Genomic DNA, 16,797 nt, shown 5'->3' with positions numbered 1-16,797 from the left:
CCCGCCTCAGTCCAGGGCCTTGAATTCCCGGTCGTGCATCCAGGCGGCGTGCTTGGGTGCGCGCTTGGTCTGCGCCCATTCGTTGAGCATGTCCCACTTCACTTCGTCGAGGTCCTTGTGCATGCGCGGCGTGCCCACGTCGGCACACAGCTCCAGCCGGTGGCCGTTGGGATCGAAGAAGTAGATGCTCTTGAAGATGGTGTGGTCGGTCGGCCCCAGCACCTCGATGCCCGCGGCCTGCAGCCGTGCCTGGGTGGCTTCGAGCATCTCCAGGCTGCCGATCTTGAAAGCGATGTGCTGCACCCAGTCCGGCGTGTTGGTGTCGCGCCCCATTTCAGGCGCATTGGGGAGCTCGAAGAAAGCCAGCACATTGCCCTGCCCCGCGTCCAGGAACACGTGCATGTAGGGGTCGGGCGCTTTGGTGGACGGGACCTGGTCTTCGGCGATGGCCAGCACGAAGTCCATGTTCAGATGCTTGACGTACCACTCGACGGTTTCCTTGGCGTCCCTGCAGCGGTAGGCCACGTGGTGGATGCGGTCGATCTTCAAAGTGCTCATGGTTCAGTCTCCGGTGGATTCGGTTGGCAAGGCGCTGCGGTGGATCAAGATCCCTTTCGGCCTGGCGCTGGATGAACCCGGAGAATACCGGCCCCGGCAGGGTCTGACAGAAACTTTGCGACAGCAGGGTTTCTCGCCGCCGGGGTGGGTCCGTCAATCCAGCTTGATGTTGGCTTTGCTCACCAGGCGCGCATAGCGGTCCTGCTCCGACTTCAGGAACCTGGCCGCGGCGTCCGGCGAGGTGGGATTGATGAGGTTGTCCTGCTTGGCCATGGTGGCTTTGACGTCGGGGTCGTTGAAGGCCGCCACCACGGCCTTGTGCAGGCGGTCCACCTGCGCAGCTGGCAGGCCCTTGGGGCCGATCATGGCGAACCAGCCGGCCACGTCGACGTCCGGGAAGCCCTGTTCGGCGAGGGTCGGCACGTCGGGCAGCGACGCCACACGCTCCTTGCCCATGACGCCGATGGCCTTCATGCGACCCGAGGCCAGGTGGCCCTGGGCGGCGGCCACGGCGGCCACACCGAACTCGACCTGTCCCCCGATGATGTCGGCCATCATCGGACCCATGCCCTTGTAGGGAATGTGTTGCACCTGCACGCCGGCTGCGTCCACAAACATCTCGCCTGCCAGGTGGATGATGGTGCCGTTGCCCGACGAGCCCATGTTGAAAGCGCCTGGCTTGGCCTTGAGCAGCGCCTGCATGTCCTTGGCGTTCTTCACCGGCACTTTGGCCGGGTTGACCACCAGCACGAAGGGCGAACCACCGACCACGCTGATGGGCGTGATGTCGGCGAGGCTGTCGTAAGGGAGGGTCTTGAACACGCTGGGGTTGACCGCGTGGTTGTTCGAAATGAAGGCCACCGTGTTGCCGTCGGGCGCGGCCTTGACCAGCGCCGAGGTGCCGGTGATGCCGCCCGCACCGGGCAGGTTTTCGATCACCACGGACTGGCCGCCGAGCGCCTTGGACAAGGCGTTCTGCGCAGCGCGCACGATGGTGTCCACACCCGAGCCGGCGCCCACCGGCAGGATCACGCGCAGCGGCGCGCCGGACTGCGCCCAGGCCGGCGCCGAGGCAAAAAGGCACGAGGCGGCCACGGTGATGAGGGTGCGGCGGCTGATGGACTGGGTGATGGTCTTGGTCATGGTTGTCTCCTGGTTCTGGTGGAAAAATCGGGGATCAAACGGCAGCGGGAACAGGGGCCCTGGTGAGGCGGGCAAGCACTTCTTCGGTGTGCTCGCCGATGGCGGGCAACGCACTGCGCACGCCCGGGCGGCGTCCACCCATCAGCAGCGGCAGCAGCACCACCTGTGTGGTGTCACCGGTCTCGGTGGTCATGGGCACCAGGCCGCCGGAAGCGATCAGGTGTTCGTCGTGCACCAGCTGGTCGGGGCGGACCACCTTGGCGTAGGGCAGGCCGGCGGCCTGCAGCTTCGCGCACAGGGTTTCCAGGTCCTGGTGTTGCAGGGTTTCGCCCAGCTTGTGCAGCAGCTCGGGGCGCACGGCCACGCGCTGGGCGTTGGTGGCCAGGGCCGGATCGCTGGCGAGGTCGGGCCGCTCAATCACCTGGCACAGCGTGGCGAACTGCTTGTCGCTCACCGCACCGACGAACAGCTGTTCACCACCGGCCACCGTGAAGGTGTCGTACACGCTCCAGGCCGAAATGCGCGAGGGGAACGGCGGCGGCACCTCGCCCGTCATCTGGAACTGCTGCATGTGCTGCGAGGCCAGCAGCACGCAGTTTTCGAACAGTGCACTCTGGACCTCCTGGCCCTGGCCCGTGCGTTCACGCTCGCGCAGCGCGGCCAGCACGCCGATGGCGCCGAACATGCCGCCCATGATGTCGTTCACCGAGCTGCCCGCGCGCAGCGGGCGGCCCACGGGGCCGGTCATGTAGGTCAGGCCAGCCATGTTCTGCACCACCTCGTCCAGCGCCAGGCGGCTCTCGTAGGGGCCGGGCAGAAAGCCCTTGTGCGAGACGTAGATGAGTTGGGGGAACAACTCGCGCAGCGCTTCGTGCCCCAAGCCCAGCTTGTCCATCAGGCCGGGGCGGAAGTTCTCCAGCAACACATCGCACTGGCCGATCAGTTCCTTCGCCGCGGCCAGACCCTCTTCGGTCTGGATGTCGAGCACCACGCTCTTCTTGTTGCGGTTGAAGCTGCGGAAGAAACCGATGCCCAGGCCCGGCAGGGTGCGCGTCTTGTCGCCGCCGGGCGGCTCGACCTTGATGACCTCGGCGCCGAGGTCGGCCAGGATCATGCCGCAGGTCGGGCCCATGACCATGTGGGTGAACTCGATGACGCGCACGCCTTCGAGGGGGAGTCCTGTGGATTCGGTTGGCATGGCTTGTGATCAGGTCGGTGAAAGGAAAAGGTCTTCAGTGGGCCGCGGTGGCGGCCAGCGCCGTCTTCGGCAGGCCGGCGCGCCAGAGCGCGCCGTGGGTGGGTTCGCCCGGCAACCAGCCCACCACCTTGGCGCGCAGCGCCAGCAGCTTCTCTATATCGATGCCGGTCTTCACGCCGCATGCCTGCAGCATGAAAGCCAGGTCTTCGCTGGCCGCGTTGCCGCTGGCACCGGGCGCGTGCGGGCAACCGCCGATGCCGGCGAGCGAGGCGTCGAATCGGCTCACGCCCACTTCGAGCGATGCGTACACATTGGCCAGGGCCAGGCCGCGCGTGTCGTGGAAGTGACCGCAGCAGAAACGGTCCCCAGCGATCTTCATCGCCTGCTCGAACAGCTCGCGCACCGAATGCGGGTCGGCGTAGCCCACGGTGTCGGCCAGGCTCACGCGGTCGGCACCGGCGTCGAGCAGGGCCTGCATCAGGCGCAGCACTTCGCTGGTCTTCACCTCACCCTGGATCGTGCAGCCGAAAGCCGTGCCCACGCCGCCTTCGATCAGGGTCGGGCTGCCGGCCGCGTCGCGCGCGGCGCGGATGCGCTTCATCTCGTTCACCACTTCGTCGGGCGTCTTGCGCAGGTTGGCCAGGCTGTGCGCGTGGCTGGCCGAGAGCGGCAGGATCATCAGGTGGGCGCCGCCCTCGATGGCGCGCTCGGCCCCTTTGAGATTGGGCACCAGCACGCTGGCTTTCAGGCCCGGCAAGGTCCTGGCGAAGGCCAGCACCTCGGCGGTGTCGGCCATCTGCGGCAGCAGCCTGGGCGGCACGAAGGAGCCGACCTCGATCTCGCGCTGGCCGGCCGCGAAGGCGTCGGCGATCCACTCGCATTTGTGCACGGTGGACACCCGGGTCTGGATGCTCTGCAGACCATCACGAAGACCGACTTCGCGGATCACGGCCTGGGCGGGCCATGCGGAATGAAGGGACTTGTTGCTCATGGAAGCGGAGTTTATGATTTCCACAAACAACATCAAGTGACCATATGGAAGGCTATAAATTCCATTTTGGAACTTAAACACAGGGTTTTCCCCATGCGCGACCTCGACCTCAAATCCCTGCGGCTGCTGGTGGCCGTGTGCGACCACGGCAACATGAAAGACGCCGCGGCGCAGGAACACATCGAGCCTTCGGCCATCAGCAAGCGCATCGCACAGCTGGAAGACGCGATCGGCATCCAGGTGCTGGTGCGCGGGCGGCGCGGCGCCGAGCCCACCCCGGCCGGCCGCGCCCTGCTGGAGCACGCCCGCAACGTGCTCTTCACCATGGACCGCATCGAGGCCGACATGGCCGCCTTCAAGGGCGGCATCAAGGGCCAGGTGCGCGTGGTGGCCAGCGCCTCGGCGATCGCCGAATCGCTGCTTGACGACCTCACGGCCTTCATGCGCGCGCCCGAGCACCAGGACATCAAGGTGGACATCGAAGAGCGCTTCTCCAGGGACATCGTGAGCATGGTGCGCGAGGGCGTGGTGTCGCTCGGCGTGTGCTGGAGCAACATCGATTTCGGTGGTCTGGAGCACCGGCCCTACCGCCGCGACGAGCTGACGCTGGCGGTGCCGCTGGACCACCCGCTGGCGCAGCACGAGGCGCTGCACTTCGAGGACACGCTGGCCTACGAACACGTGGGCCTGCCACCTTCCACAGCGGTCCACACCATGCTGGGCCGCGCGGCCGCCAAGGCCGGGCGCCACATGAGCTACCGCGTGGTGGTGTCGAACTTCGACGCCGCTTTCCGCGTCGTGGCTGCGGGCCTGGGCATCAGCGTGGTGCCGCGGCAGGTGAGCGAGATCTACGTCTCGGCCGGGCAGGTGCGCATCATCCCGCTGCTGAACGACTGGGCCCACCGCGAGTTCGCGATCTGCTACCGCCGCCACGGCGACCTCACGCCCGCGGCCGGGCGGCTGCTGGAATTCCTGGTGGATCAGGCCGCGCAGGCGGACGCGCTGGCCGCCTGAGCCGCCGGACTCACATGAACTGCACGCCCTTGCGCCGCAGCACCCATTTCTCGACCTCCACCGCCAGGAACACCGCCGCCGCCAGCGCGGTGATGAGCAGCCAGGAAGGCCCGTCCAGCGCGGCCGTGCCGAACAGCGCCTGCATCGGTGGGGCGTAGGTGATCAGCAGCTGCAACACGATCAGGATCACGCTGGCCCACAGTGCCATCGGATTGCCCGTGAGCGTGTCGCGGCTCAGCGCGGACGCCACAAAATACCGGGCGTTGAACAGGTAGACCAGTTCGCCGAACACCAGCATGTTGACCACCGCGGTGCGGGCCACCTCGATGCTGTTGCCGCGCGCGAGCTCCCAGTTGAAGACGCTGAACGATGCCGCCACCATCAGCAGGCTCACGAAGACGATGCGCGTGAAGAGCAGCCGGGTGATCAGGGGTTCGCCCGTGGGGCGCGGCGGGCGCTCCATGATGCCCAGCTCGGCGGGTTCGAAAGACAGCGCCAGCGCCAGCGTGACGCTGGTGACCATGTTGATCCACAGGATCTGCCCCGCCGTGACCGGCATGGCCAGGCCCGCAAACACGGCCAGCAGGATCACACCGGCCTCACCGCCGTTGGTGGGCAGGATGAACAGCAGCGCCTTCTTGATGTTGTCGAACACCGTGCGCCCCTCGCGCACCGCGTGGGCGATGGTGGCGAAGTTGTCGTCGGTCAGCACGAGGTCGGCCGCCTCGCGCGCCGCGTCGGTGCCGCGCTGGCCCATGGCCACACCGATGTCGGCGGCCTTGAGCGCAGGCGCGTCGTTGACGCCGTCGCCGGTCATGGCCACCTGGCGGCCCTGGGCCTGCAGCGTGGCCACCAGGCGCAGCTTGTGTTCGGGGCTGGCGCGGGCCACCACGTCGGTCCGGGCCAGGCGTTCGCCAAGCGCGGTGTCATCGAGCTGATCGATCTGCACGCCGTTGAGCGGCTGGCCCGCTTTCAGGCCGATCTGCTCGCCGATGGCCGCCGCCGTCACGGCGTGGTCGCCGGTGATCATCAGCACCCGGATGCCGGCCTGCTGGCATTCGGCCACCGCCGCCACCGCCTCGTCGCGCGGCGGGTCCATCAGCCCCACCAGCCCGAGCAGGGTGAAGCGCGGCGTGATGTCGGCCACGTCCAGCTCGCGCGTGCCGGCGGGCCACTCGCATTCGGCCAGCGCCAGCACGCGCTGGCCCTGGGCCGCCGCCCCATCCATGCGCACCTGCCAGGCCGCATCGTCCAGCGGGCCGTTGCTGTCCTTCACGCACAAGCCGAGCACGCGCTCTGGCGCGCCCTTGATCAGGGCGAACAAGTGGCCCGCGTGGTCGTGGTGCAGCGTCGCCATGTAGCGGTGTTCGGACTCGAAGGGAATGACGTCGATGCGCGGCGTGCGCTCGCCCGCTTCGGCCAGGTTCAGCCCGGCCTTGAGCGCAAGTGTGAGCAGCGCGCCCTCGGTGGGGTCGCCGGCCAGGGTCCAGCCGCCCGCTTCATCGCGGTGCAGTTGCGCGTCGTTGCACAGCAGGGCGCAGCGCGCCAGGCCTTGCAGGCCGGTGTGGGTGGCCACGTCCAGCGGCTGATCGCCCCGGTGAAAACCGCCTTCGGGCGCATACCCCGTGCCGCTCACGCTCAGCGTGTGTTCGCCCAGCATCACCTGCACCGCGGTCATCTCGTTCCTGGTCAGCGTGCCGGTCTTGTCGGTGCAGACCACGCTCACCGAACCCAGCGTCTCGACCGCGGGCAGGCGCCGCACCACCGCGCGGTGCTGCGCCATCGCCGCCGTGCCGATGGCCAGCGTGATGGTGACGATGGCGGGCAGGCCTTCGGGAATGGCCGACACGGCCAGACCGACCACGACCAGAAAGATATCGAGCGCGGGCATCTCCCGCACGTAGTAGCCGTACAGGAAGGTGATCACGCTCACCACCACGATCACCGCGGTGATCTGGCGCGCAAACTGATCGAGCCGCCGGGTGAGGGGTGTCACCAGCGTGGGCACGCCGCCCACCATGCTGCCGATGCGGCCCATCTCGGTCCGCGCCGCCGTGGCCACCACCACGCCGCTGCCCTGCCCCACGCCGACCACCGTGCCGGCATAGGCCATGCACAGTCGGTCGCCCAGCGGGGCGGCGCCCACCACCGCGGCCGGGTCTTTGTCGGTGGGCACCGATTCACCGGTGAGCGCGGCCTCGTCGATGCGCAGGTTCTTGACCGAGAGCAGCCGCAGATCGGCCGGTACGCGGCTGCCCGATTCGAGCAGCACCACGTCGCCGGGCACGAGGTCGCCCGCGTCGATCTCGTGGCGGTCGCCATCGCGCAGCACCATGGCGTGGCTCGCCAGCATGGCGTGCACGGCTTCGAGCGCGCGTTCGGCCTTGCCCTCCTGGATGAAGCCGATCAGGGCGTTGATGATGACCACGCCGAAGATCACGGCGGCGTCGACCAGATCGTCCAGCAGGAACGTGACCAGCGCCGCCGCCAGCAGGGTGTAGATCAGCATGTTGTGGAACTGCCCCGCCAGGCGCCACAGCCAGCTGGGGCGCGCTGCCGCGGCCAGGCGGTTGGGACCGTGCGTGAGCAGGCGCGCGGCCGCTTCGGCGGGCGTCAGCCCCGTGGCGCTGCTGTCCAGGGCCTGCAGCACCTGGTCTGGTGCCTGGGCGTGCCAGGGTGTCTGAGGGTCATCATGGGCGGGATGAGGCAGGGGGTGGGTGTCGGGGCGCATGGAACAACCATAACCCGAACGCCATGACACCGGCCACCGGCGCGATCAGGTTTCCAGCGAAGCCATCGCCGAGGGCGACCATTCCAGCGCGCGGTGGTCAAAGCCCGCGACCAGCGTGGGCTTGACGACCTCAAAATACGGCGAGACGTCAAAATCGCGCGGGGTGAACAGGCTGTGGTGGCGCACGTGCAGCACCTGGCGCACGCAGTCGGGGTGCCGTGGGTCGTCGGTCGCGGTCTCTTCGACGATGGGCAGGATGGGGTAGAGCACGGTCTCGAAAGCCTGCGCGATCAGGGTGGAACAGATGGCGCGCGTGGGGTCGCCGCTGCCCACGGCCAGCAGGCGCCGGCGCCAGCGCACCGGCACCGGTGGCGTGGGCAGCAGGTAGCGCGCGAGGTCCAGGATGTTCTTGAGGTCGTAACGGTGGCCGATGCGCTGCACCGCGAAACGGCAGACGGCCTGGACCTCGTCGATGCGCAGGCTGGCGGGGCGGCAGATGCGGCAGTGCAGCCCCGCGTAGGTGCCCAGCGGCACGGCGCGCACGCCCTCGCGGATGTCGGCCTCCACCACCATCAGCGGGCCGCCCGGCTGCAACGGCCCGACACAGAGCGCCGCGTGCGACCAGGTGGACTGCGTGAGGTACTTGATCGCCGTGCTCACGCGCGTGGTGCCTTCCACCAGCACCACATCGGCCGGGCGCAGCGCCGCGGCCAGCAGGCGCTGGTCGGTCGGAAAGCCGATGGACGCCGACCGGCCCGGCTTGGTCAGGTAGCGTGCCAGCGCACGCCCGATGGCTTGTCTGATCATCTGCGCCTCCCGGTGTAAGAATGTCGCAGTTTCGGCGACTCAATCCGAACAATGCCAACAAGGAATGGTCGTGAACATCCGGAAAATCTTGCTGCTGCTGGTGGTGCTTCTGGGCATTGTGGCCTTCTTCGCCTTCGGTCTGGACCGCTACTTCAGCCTCGCGTTCCTCAAAGAGAGCCAGGCCAGTCTTGCGGCGCTGCGGGAACAACAGCCGCTGCAGCTGGCCCTGGGCTATTTTCTGGTCTACGTCGCGGTCACCGCGCTCTCGCTGCCCGGCGCCACCATCGTCACGCTGGCCGGCGGCGCGATCTTCGGCCTCGGCTGGGGCCTGCTGATCGTGTCGTTTGCGTCCAGCATCGGCGCCACCCTGGCCTTTCTGACCGCGCGCTTCCTGCTGCGCGACAGCGTGCAGGCGCGCTTCGGCCAGCGCCTGGCCGAGATGGACCAGGGCATCCAGAAGGACGGCGCGTTCTACCTGTTCACCCTGCGCCTGATCCCGGTGGTGCCGTTCTTCGTGATCAACCTGTTGATGGGCCTGACCCAGATGAAGGCCTGGACGTTTTACTGGGTCAGCCAGATCGGCATGCTGGCCGGCACCGCCGTGTACGTGAACGCGGGCACCCAGCTCGGCCAGCTGGAATCGCTGCAGGGCATCCTGAGCCCCGGCCTGCTCGGCAGCTTCGTGCTGCTCGGCCTGTTCCCGCTGATCGCGCGGCGCATCGTGGAAACGGTGCAGAAGCGCAAGGTGTACGCCAGGTGGGCCAGCGTCCGCCCCGCGAAGTTCGACCGCAACCTGATCGTGATCGGCGCCGGTGCGGGCGGCCTGGTGTCGGCCTACATCGCCGCCGCCGTCAAGGCCAAGGTGACGCTGATCGAAGCGCACAAGATGGGCGGCGACTGCCTGAACTACGGCTGCGTGCCGAGCAAGGCGCTGATCAAAAGCGCGACGCTCGCGCACCAGATGCGCCACGGCGCGAACTATGGCCTCTCGGACACCACGCCCAAGTTCAGTTTCAAGACCGTGATGCAGCGCATCCACGACGTGATCGCCGCCATCGAACCACACGACAGCGTGGAGCGCTACATCGGCCTGGGCGTGGAGGTGCTGCAGGGCTATGCCAGGCTGGTGAACCCGTGGACGGTGGAGGTGGCGCTGAATGGCGGTGGCACCCAGCGCCTGACCGCTCGCAGCATCGTCATTGCGGCGGGTGCCCGGCCTTTTGTGCCTCCTCTGCCGGGGCTTGACGAAGTCGGCTACGTGACCAGCGACACGATGTGGGACGCGATCGCGAAGCTCGAAGAAGTGCCGAAGCGCCTGGTGGTGCTGGGCGGCGGCCCCATCGGCTGCGAACTGGCGCAGGCCTTTGCGCGCCTGGGATCGCAGGTGACGCAGGTGGAAATGGCGCCGCGCATCATGCTGCGCGAAGACGCCGAAGTGAGCGCGCTCGCCACAGCCGCGCTGGAGACCGATGGCGTGGCGGTGCTCACCGGGCACAAGGCGCTTCGCTGCGAAGTCCTGGACGGCGAGAGGGTGCTGGTGGTGGAACACGCGGGTGCTGAAAAATCCATTCCCTTCGACCAGCTCATCTGCGCCGTCGGCCGCGTGGCGCGTCTGCAGGGCTACGGGCTGGAAGAGCTGGGCATCCCGACCAACAAGACGGTCGAGACCAATCAGTACCTGCAGACGATTTACCCCAACATCTACGCCGCCGGCGACGTGGCAGGGCCCTACCAGTTCACCCACGTGGCGGCGCACCAGGCCTGGTACGCGGCGGTGAACGCGCTGTTCGGTGATTTCAGGAAGTTCAAGGCCGACTACTCGGTGATTCCGTGGGCCACCTTCATCGCCCCCGAGGTGGCGCGCGTCGGCCTGAACGAGCAGGAAGCCAGGGAAAGGAACATCCCCTACGAAGTCATCAAATACGGCATTCACGACCTTGACCGCGCCATCGCCGACAGCGAGGCCCACGGTTTCGTGAAAGTGCTCACCGTGCCCGACAAAGACAAGATCCTGGGCGTGACCATCGTCGGCACGCACGCGGGCGACCTGCTGGCCGAGTACGTGCTGGCCATGAAACACGGCCTGGGCCTGAACAAGATCCTCGGCACCATCCACACCTACCCCACGCTGGCCGAGGCCAACAAGTACGCAGCGGGTGAATGGAAGCGCGCCCACGCGCCGCAGAAGCTGCTGGCCTGGGTAGAAAAGTTTCACACCTGGCGCCGGGGTTGAACTGTTGTTGCGTCCCAGGAGTCCACACCACATGACCTCCCGCCGCCAGACCCTCGCCCTGTTCGCCGCCAGCGCCCTGCTGCCCTGGCCAGCCATCGCCCAGACCACCTTCGACCACACCTACGCCGCCTGGGACGCGCTGCTGAAAAAACACGTGCGCTGGCTGCCCGACGGCAAGCAATCGCGCGCCAGCTACAAAGGCTTTGCGGCCGACCGCGCCGCGCTGAAAACCGTGCTCGATGGCATGAGCGCCGTGCCCCAGGCCACCTTCGACGGCTGGAGCCAGCCGCAGCAGATGGCCTTCCTGATCAACGCCTACAACGCCTTCACGGTCGAACTCATCCTCACGAAATACCCGGACCTGAAATCCATCAAGGAACTGGGCTCCTTCGTGCAGTCGGCCTGGAAGAAGAAGTTCTTCACACTGCTCGGCGAACAGCGCCACCTCGACTGGATCGAACACGAACAGCTGCGCCCGCGCTACAACGAGCCACGCGTGCACGCCGCCGTCAACTGCGCCAGCATCGGCTGCCCCGCGCTGCGCGACGAAGCCTTCACCGCTGTGAAGCTCGAAGCCCAGCTCGAAGACGGCATGCGCCGCTTCATGGGCGACCGCACACGCAACCGGGTCCGGGGCAACCAGGTCGAAGTCAGCAGCATCTTCAAGTGGTTCCGCGAAGACTTCGAAAAAGGCCACGGCGGCTTCAAACAGGTGGAAGACGTGTTCGCGAAATACGCCGAACAGCTGAGCAACCAGCCCGCCGAGCAGGCCGCGCTGAAGGCCAGAACGCTGGGCGTGAGCCACCTCGACTACGACTGGTCCCTCAACGACGCGGGGCGCTGAGCGATGGACCGGGCGCCCGCAGGCCGTGATCCGTCAGTCGCCAGGACGCTGCTCCTGAACATCGGCCAGCTGGTTCATGGTCTTCAGGATCACGTCAGGCGCGTAGCGGATGTTCATGAACTCGCTCATGCTCAGGGCAGGCCAGGCCAGCGCGATGCGGTAGCGCCCCGCCAGCGCATAGACCTTGTTGTCGACGATGAACATCTCGTAAGGCAAAGCGGCCATGTGCTCCAGCCCTGTCGCACCGAGGCTGCCGACCCACCAGCCTTCGCCGCGCCCCGTATCGTTCAGCGCCACACCGAACACCGCCAGCTTGCGGTCGGCCATGACCACCTCGTACACCTTGGCGGTGGCGCCCACGCCGTTGGCCAGCCGCTTGCGCACCGTCTGCAAGGCCTCGTCAAAACTGCCGAAACTGCGCAGTTCGGCACGGAAGGAATCGAAGCGCTCCATGGACGTCATGTACTGGTAGTTCGCCAGCCGATCGGCCGGCACGTCACCACCGAAACCGTTGCCCGGCCCCAACGCCCTGGCCAGCCGCGCCTGCACCGAGCGGGCCGCTGCTTCGGCCTGCGGATACGCCTGTCGCAGGTAGGCCCGGTACCAGTACTCCGGCGTCGTGTACGACACGCGGCCGTCGCGCTGCACGCCGACCCGGATCGCTGCCGCCACGACGGCGCTGCCGCCCGCTGCCCGGATGGCCTGCAACATGGCGTTGTCGCTCACCAGCACCACACCGCCCGCCTCCAGCCCCTTGGGCAGGTGGCGCCCCAGCAGGGTGAAACCCTCGGCCTGCAACTTTTTCTCCACAGCCCCCATCTGCGCCTGCAACTCGCCCGCCGGCAACGGCGTGCCGCTCGTGTAAGGTGACAGGGCCTGACAGGTCGAGACCACCATGAACAGCCATCCAGCCAGCAGCAGTTTTTTCATCTTGCAGGTCTCCTTTAAGGTTGGAACGAACCTTAGCGCTGCCGCGGTGATCCCGCATCAGGGCTATTCCCATGCCGGTTGGGGTATTCGGGCTGTGCGCGGGCTTGTCGCCCTGACGCTGGCGGCGGCCGGCATGGCGCAGGCCGCGTCGCCCCTGCCTCCGCTGCTGCAGGCCGACGGTGCGCTGCACCCGGCCTGGCGCTTCGTGGGTTTTCCCAAAAGACACAGCGATCTGCCCGCCACCCGCTTCGAGGCCGCCCGCGTGGACGGCCAGGCCGCACTCCAGGTGGTCACCGCGTCGTCCTACGGCACGCTGGTGCACGAACTGAAAGACGCGGCCCAACCCGCGCGCCTGCAATGGCGCTGGCGCCTCGACCAGCCGCTCTCCGGCGGCCAGGCTCCGCCGAACCTGCTCACCAAGGCCGGCGACGACGCCGCGCTCAAGGTCTGCGTGATGTTTCACCACCCGCTGGGTCGCGTTCCCTTCGTGGAACGCACGGTGCTGCGCATCGCGCGGGGCATCAGTGGCGAGCGGCTGCCCGCGGCCACGCTGTGCTACGTGTGGGACAGCGGCCACCCGGCGCCGCTGCAGGGCGCCAACCCCTACACCCGGCGCGTGCGCTTCATCAGCCTGCAAGGCCAGGACGCGCCGCTGGGCCAGTGGGCGGGCGAAAGCCGCGACTTGGCGCAGGACTTCGCCGCGCTCTTCGGCGACGAACTGCCCGCTGGCGCGGACATCCCGCGCGTGAGCAGCGTGCTCATCGGTGCCGACAGCGACAACACCGCCAGCCGCAGCGTGGGCTGGGTAACCGATCTGCGCTGGGCCGACGACCCGCCCTGAAACACCCCGTACCATCGGGGCCCATGCACCACGGCATCCAGAAACTCCTGCTGCTCGGCGCCGGTCATGCCCAGCCCCGCTGAGCCCAACCCGGCCGACCGCAGCGCCTGGGCGGTCTTCCTGATCTTCCTGCGCCTGGGCCTCACATCCTTCGGCGGCCCGGTCGCCCACCTCGGCTACTTCCGCACCGAATTCGTCGAACGCCGCCGCTGGCTCGGCGAAGCCGCGTACGCCGACCTCGTGGCCCTGTGCCAGTTTTTGCCCGGCCCGGCCAGCAGCCAGGTCGGCATGGCCATCGGCCTCTCTCGCGCTGGTTACGCGGGCGCCTTCGCCGCCTGGGCCGGCTTCACGCTGCCCTCGGCCATCGCGCTGATCCTGTTCGCGCTCGGCCTCGCCAGCGTGGGCGACGCCGTGGCCCCCAGCGCGCTGCACGGCCTGAAAGTGGTGGCCGTCGCCGTGGTGGCGCAAGCCGTCTGGGCGATGGCGCGCAGCCTCTGCCCCGACGCGCTGCGGCGCACGCTGATGCTGGCCAGCGCCGCCCTGTTGCTCTTCTGGCCCGGCACCGCCGCGCAGCTGTTCGCCATGGCCGCCGCCGCCCTGCTCGGCCTGGCGCTGCTGCGGCCGCCGGCCGATGCACCGCACGAAGCCCTGGCCATGCCGGTGGGTCGCCGCGCGGGCGCGGCCTGGCTGGCCCTGTTCTTCGCGCTGCTGCTCGGCCTGCCGCTGCTCGCCGCCGCCCTGCCGACGCAGACGCTCGCGCTGGTCGACGCCTTCTACCGCGCCGGCGCTCTCGTGTTCGGCGGCGGCCACGTCGTGCTGCCGCTGCTGCAGGCCGAAGTCGTGCCCACCGGTTGGGTCAGCCAGGACGCCTTTCTCGCCGGCTACGGCGCCGCGCAGGCCGTGCCCGGCCCACTGTTCACCTTCGCCGCCTTCCTCGGTGCGTCCATGAGCGCCGCGCCCACCGGCTGGCCCGGTGGCCTGATCGCGCTGCTGGCGGTGTTCGCCCCATCGTTCCTGCTGGTCGCGGGCGCCCTGCCGTTCTGGGAAAACCTGCGCCGCCAGCCGCGCGTGCGCGCCGCGCTCATGGGCATCAACGCCGCCGTGGTCGGCCTGCTGCTCGCTGCGCTGTGGAACCCGGTCATCACGAGCGGGATTCGCGGGATGGGCGATGTGCTGCTGGCCGGGGTGGCGCTGGTGGCGCTGATGAAATGGACATGGCCGACCTGGGTGGTGGTGGCGGGGTGTGCGGGGGTGATGCCGTCACTCGGCTTCTTTTGGTGATCTGATTTATCTTTCCAGTGCACAAACCAAGCTGACTCATGCAAACCCATACCTCGAAAGAAAGCATTGACTCGTTCATCGACGCCGTTCGGCACGATCCTTCGGCCTATTTGGCTTCCCAGCTGTAGAGGTCATTGCTGCACACCGCTATCAGTACACCCAACAGAACATCCCGAATTTTTGGAGGATCTATGCTCCTAGAAAACACTGTCACCCCTTGGTCAACCCTTGTCGCCGACAAGACCCGTATTGCGGGGTTCATGGGCAACAGAGGCATCCTGCATGACACAACCCGTTCAATTGTCAAAAGATGGACCCATAAATCCTGGGTTTGCTGCGCAACTTCGTACAAAGGCATTGACCGGCGTCCCTTGTTTCGAACCGACCCTTTTCGCTACTCTGAGTTGTTTTTTCTCGACGAGGCAACTGCATACGCAGCTGGGCACCGCCCCTGCAACTACTGCCGCAGAGAAGCCTTGGTTCTGTTCAAAACCATTTGGTGTGCAGTGAACCGTACAGGGGCGCCTCCGAACAGCGTTCAAATGTCAGAGATTGATACCCAACTCCACAGCGAACGGGTGGTTCGCGGCGGAAGCAAAGTGAAATATACAGCGCCCATGAATTCACTGCCATTTGGCACCATGTTCGAACACGACCACAGCGCATACCTGATCGGAAAGCAAGCAATTTATCTGTGGTCGGCATCTGGGTATCACCCTGCCGAACTTGCTCCTGCTTCAGAAGTCCATGTTCTGACGCCCGCCTCAGTGGTTGCTTCGTTCTCGCATGGCTTAAAACCTCAAGTTCACGACAGCGTATCGAAGTAGCTCGCCCAGCTTGTGGCATCCTTTCACTCAACCGCTGGAGGCCCATCATGACCATTTCCGTTGAAGACCTCGCCGCCCAGGCCCTCGACCTGCCTGCGGAGGACGGGGCCAAGCTCGTCGAACGGCTGATCGCGAGCTTTGAGCCCCGCTCTCCGTCAGAAGTGGCCTGGCTGGCACTGGCCGCCCGCAGGCGCGATGACGTGCGCGCGGGCAAGGTGGCCATGGTGCGGGTGGACGATGCAATCGCTCGCGTTCGCGCCCGCATCGCGTGAGCTGCTGGCTCCATCCGGACGCCGAGGTCGAGCCGGCCGATGCGGCCGTCGCCGATCTCGAACACCGAACACTGACCTGCGGTGGAACAGGAGACCCATGAAACTCGGCTACACCATCATCTACGTCCCCGACGTCACCGCCTCGCTGGCCTTCTTCGAGCAGGCCTTCGGCTTCTCGCGCAAGTTCCTGCACGAAAGCGGCACCTACGGCGAACTCGACACGGGTGAGACCACGTTGTCCTTCGCCGCGCACGAGCTGGGTGACATGAACTTTGCCGGAGGGCATGTGCACGCGGACACGTCTGCTCAGCCGCTGGGTTTCGAGATTGCGCTGGTCACGGACGATGTGCCGGCCGCGCACGCCCAGGCCATCGCCGCCGGAGCCCACGAGATGGCGGCGCCTTCGCAGAAGCCCTGGGGGCAGGTGGTGTCGTATGTGCGTTGCCCGGACGGCACTTTGGTGGAGCTGTGCACGCCGACAGCTGCCTGAACCGTGGACCGTTTGCCGGCCGATTACCCGCTCGCCGCCAGCGAGGCCGTGCCGAGCACCCTGACCGGGAAGCGCGTGCATTACGCTTGAATCCGCGCCCGGCAACGGGCTGGCATTTCAATCGTTCGCGGTAGCCGCCTCAAGGTTTGGCCAGGTGCCAGACCCCGCCGCGAAAGCCGTCACCCGAACGGTCCCCTGGCTTCTTGTCGTTTGCCCACCGGTACAGAGGCCGGCCTTTGTACGCCCACTGCTGCTGACCGTCTTCGCGCACGATCAGCGAATAGTCACCGGCCGCCTTGGCGCCTTCCCTGGCCAGCATGGGTGGCCAGCTCAGGATGCAGACACCCGTGCACACGCTTTTGCCCGGTGTGGTCAGGTCGTTGTCCCACCAGTAGAGGCTCATGCCTTTTTCGTCGGTGATGACACCCTCGGTGGCCTGGGGCTGGGCCCCGGCGACCGACATCCACACCACCAGGGCCAAGGCGGAGAGGGCTTTCAGAGAAGAAGGGAAAGCGCGCATGTCTGTGTCTCCTGGGTCAAATGACCACTTGCACTGTAGGAGTGGCAGGCCGGGCGCCATTGAGCAGAATCAAGAAACGGCCGTTCCTGTTCTCTGGCGTCGTGTGGCGCATGGCAG

The 16,797-nt window shown here is 67.1% G+C and carries 16 protein-coding genes; 8 read left to right on the top strand and 8 right to left on the bottom strand.

Annotated features, from left to right (window positions below; genetic code table 11):
• Nucleotides 1–6 precede the first annotated feature (6 nt).
• From AC23D4_RS20515 to AC23D4_RS20500, 4 genes are all read right to left on the bottom strand, one after another.
• Nucleotides 7–549, bottom strand: a complete 543-nt coding sequence (locus tag AC23D4_RS20515) for a VOC family protein (protein WP_472887527.1) — start codon at nt 547–549, stop codon at nt 7–9.
• A 162-nt stretch (nt 550–711) separates the two neighbouring features.
• On the bottom strand, nt 712–1,701 hold the full coding sequence (locus AC23D4_RS20510; RefSeq protein WP_472887467.1) for a Bug family tripartite tricarboxylate transporter substrate binding protein: 990 nt from the start codon (nt 1,699–1,701) through the stop codon (nt 712–714).
• Nucleotides 1,702–1,735: 34 nt separating this feature from the next.
• Complete coding sequence (locus AC23D4_RS20505) at nt 1,736–2,899, bottom strand: CaiB/BaiF CoA transferase family protein (protein ID WP_472887466.1); 1,164 nt, start codon at nt 2,897–2,899, stop codon at nt 1,736–1,738.
• Nucleotides 2,900–2,933: 34 nt separating this feature from the next.
• Nucleotides 2,934–3,890, bottom strand: coding sequence for a hydroxymethylglutaryl-CoA lyase (locus tag AC23D4_RS20500; protein ID WP_472887465.1), 957 nt, complete (start codon nt 3,888–3,890; stop codon nt 2,934–2,936).
• Between the two features lie 93 nt (nt 3,891–3,983).
• On the opposite strand from AC23D4_RS20500, the gene AC23D4_RS20495 reads away from it, so the two are divergent.
• Nucleotides 3,984–4,904, top strand: a complete 921-nt coding sequence (locus AC23D4_RS20495) for a LysR family transcriptional regulator (RefSeq protein ID WP_472887464.1) — start codon at nt 3,984–3,986, stop codon at nt 4,902–4,904.
• Nucleotides 4,905–4,914: 10 nt separating this feature from the next.
• Here AC23D4_RS20495 and AC23D4_RS20490 read toward each other — a convergent pair whose 3' ends face one another.
• The gene (locus AC23D4_RS20490; RefSeq protein WP_472887463.1) at nt 4,915–7,635 is read right to left on the bottom strand and encodes a cation-translocating P-type ATPase; all 2,721 of its coding nucleotides are present in this window, start codon (nt 7,633–7,635) and stop codon (nt 4,915–4,917) included.
• A 45-nt stretch (nt 7,636–7,680) separates the two neighbouring features.
• On the bottom strand, nt 7,681–8,442 hold the full coding sequence (locus tag AC23D4_RS20485) for a YiiX/YebB-like N1pC/P60 family cysteine hydrolase (protein ID WP_472887462.1): 762 nt from the start codon (nt 8,440–8,442) through the stop codon (nt 7,681–7,683).
• A gap of 64 nt (nt 8,443–8,506) precedes the next feature.
• Here AC23D4_RS20485 and AC23D4_RS20480 point away from each other — a divergent pair, with 64 nt between their 5' ends.
• Together AC23D4_RS20480 and AC23D4_RS20475 are read left to right on the top strand one after the other, a co-directional pair.
• The gene (locus AC23D4_RS20480) at nt 8,507–10,675 is read left to right on the top strand and encodes a dihydrolipoyl dehydrogenase family protein (RefSeq protein WP_472887461.1); all 2,169 of its coding nucleotides are present in this window, start codon (nt 8,507–8,509) and stop codon (nt 10,673–10,675) included.
• Between the two features lie 31 nt (nt 10,676–10,706).
• Entirely contained in the window at nt 10,707–11,519 is an 813-nt protein-coding gene (locus AC23D4_RS20475) for a DUF547 domain-containing protein (protein WP_472887460.1), read from the top strand.
• Nucleotides 11,520–11,552: 33 nt separating this feature from the next.
• Here the strand turns inward: AC23D4_RS20475 and AC23D4_RS20470 are convergent, their stop codons facing one another.
• Nucleotides 11,553–12,449: a hypothetical protein gene (locus tag AC23D4_RS20470; protein ID WP_472887459.1), complete on the bottom strand. Its 897-nt coding sequence runs from the start codon at nt 12,447–12,449 to the stop codon at nt 11,553–11,555.
• 94 nt (nt 12,450–12,543) lie between these two features.
• On the opposite strand from AC23D4_RS20470, the gene AC23D4_RS20465 reads away from it, so the two are divergent.
• From AC23D4_RS20465 to AC23D4_RS20445, 5 genes are all read left to right on the top strand, one after another.
• A complete protein-coding gene (locus AC23D4_RS20465; protein ID WP_472887458.1) occupies nt 12,544–13,290 on the top strand; it encodes a DUF3047 domain-containing protein in 747 nt (248 codons plus the stop codon).
• A gap of 66 nt (nt 13,291–13,356) precedes the next feature.
• Complete coding sequence (chrA, locus tag AC23D4_RS20460; RefSeq protein WP_472887457.1) at nt 13,357–14,571, top strand: chromate efflux transporter; 1,215 nt, start codon at nt 13,357–13,359, stop codon at nt 14,569–14,571.
• A 191-nt stretch (nt 14,572–14,762) separates the two neighbouring features.
• Entirely contained in the window at nt 14,763–15,398 is a 636-nt protein-coding gene (locus tag AC23D4_RS20455; protein ID WP_472887456.1) for a hypothetical protein, read from the top strand.
• A 47-nt stretch (nt 15,399–15,445) separates the two neighbouring features.
• Nucleotides 15,446–15,670, top strand: a complete 225-nt coding sequence (locus AC23D4_RS20450; protein WP_472887455.1) for an addiction module protein — start codon at nt 15,446–15,448, stop codon at nt 15,668–15,670.
• 97 nt (nt 15,671–15,767) lie between these two features.
• Nucleotides 15,768–16,160 (top strand): VOC family protein, encoded by a 393-nt coding sequence (locus AC23D4_RS20445; RefSeq protein ID WP_472887454.1) that lies wholly within the window; start codon nt 15,768–15,770, stop codon nt 16,158–16,160.
• A 139-nt stretch (nt 16,161–16,299) separates the two neighbouring features.
• Here AC23D4_RS20445 and AC23D4_RS20440 read toward each other — a convergent pair whose 3' ends face one another.
• Nucleotides 16,300–16,680: a COG4315 family predicted lipoprotein gene (locus AC23D4_RS20440; RefSeq protein ID WP_472887453.1), complete on the bottom strand. Its 381-nt coding sequence runs from the start codon at nt 16,678–16,680 to the stop codon at nt 16,300–16,302.
• Nucleotides 16,681–16,797: the final 117 nt, after the last annotated feature.

This window comes from Hydrogenophaga sp. L76, from assembly GCF_057654755.1.
Note: the sequence above shows the minus strand (reverse complement) of the source record. Positions and strands in the feature narration are given on the sequence as shown.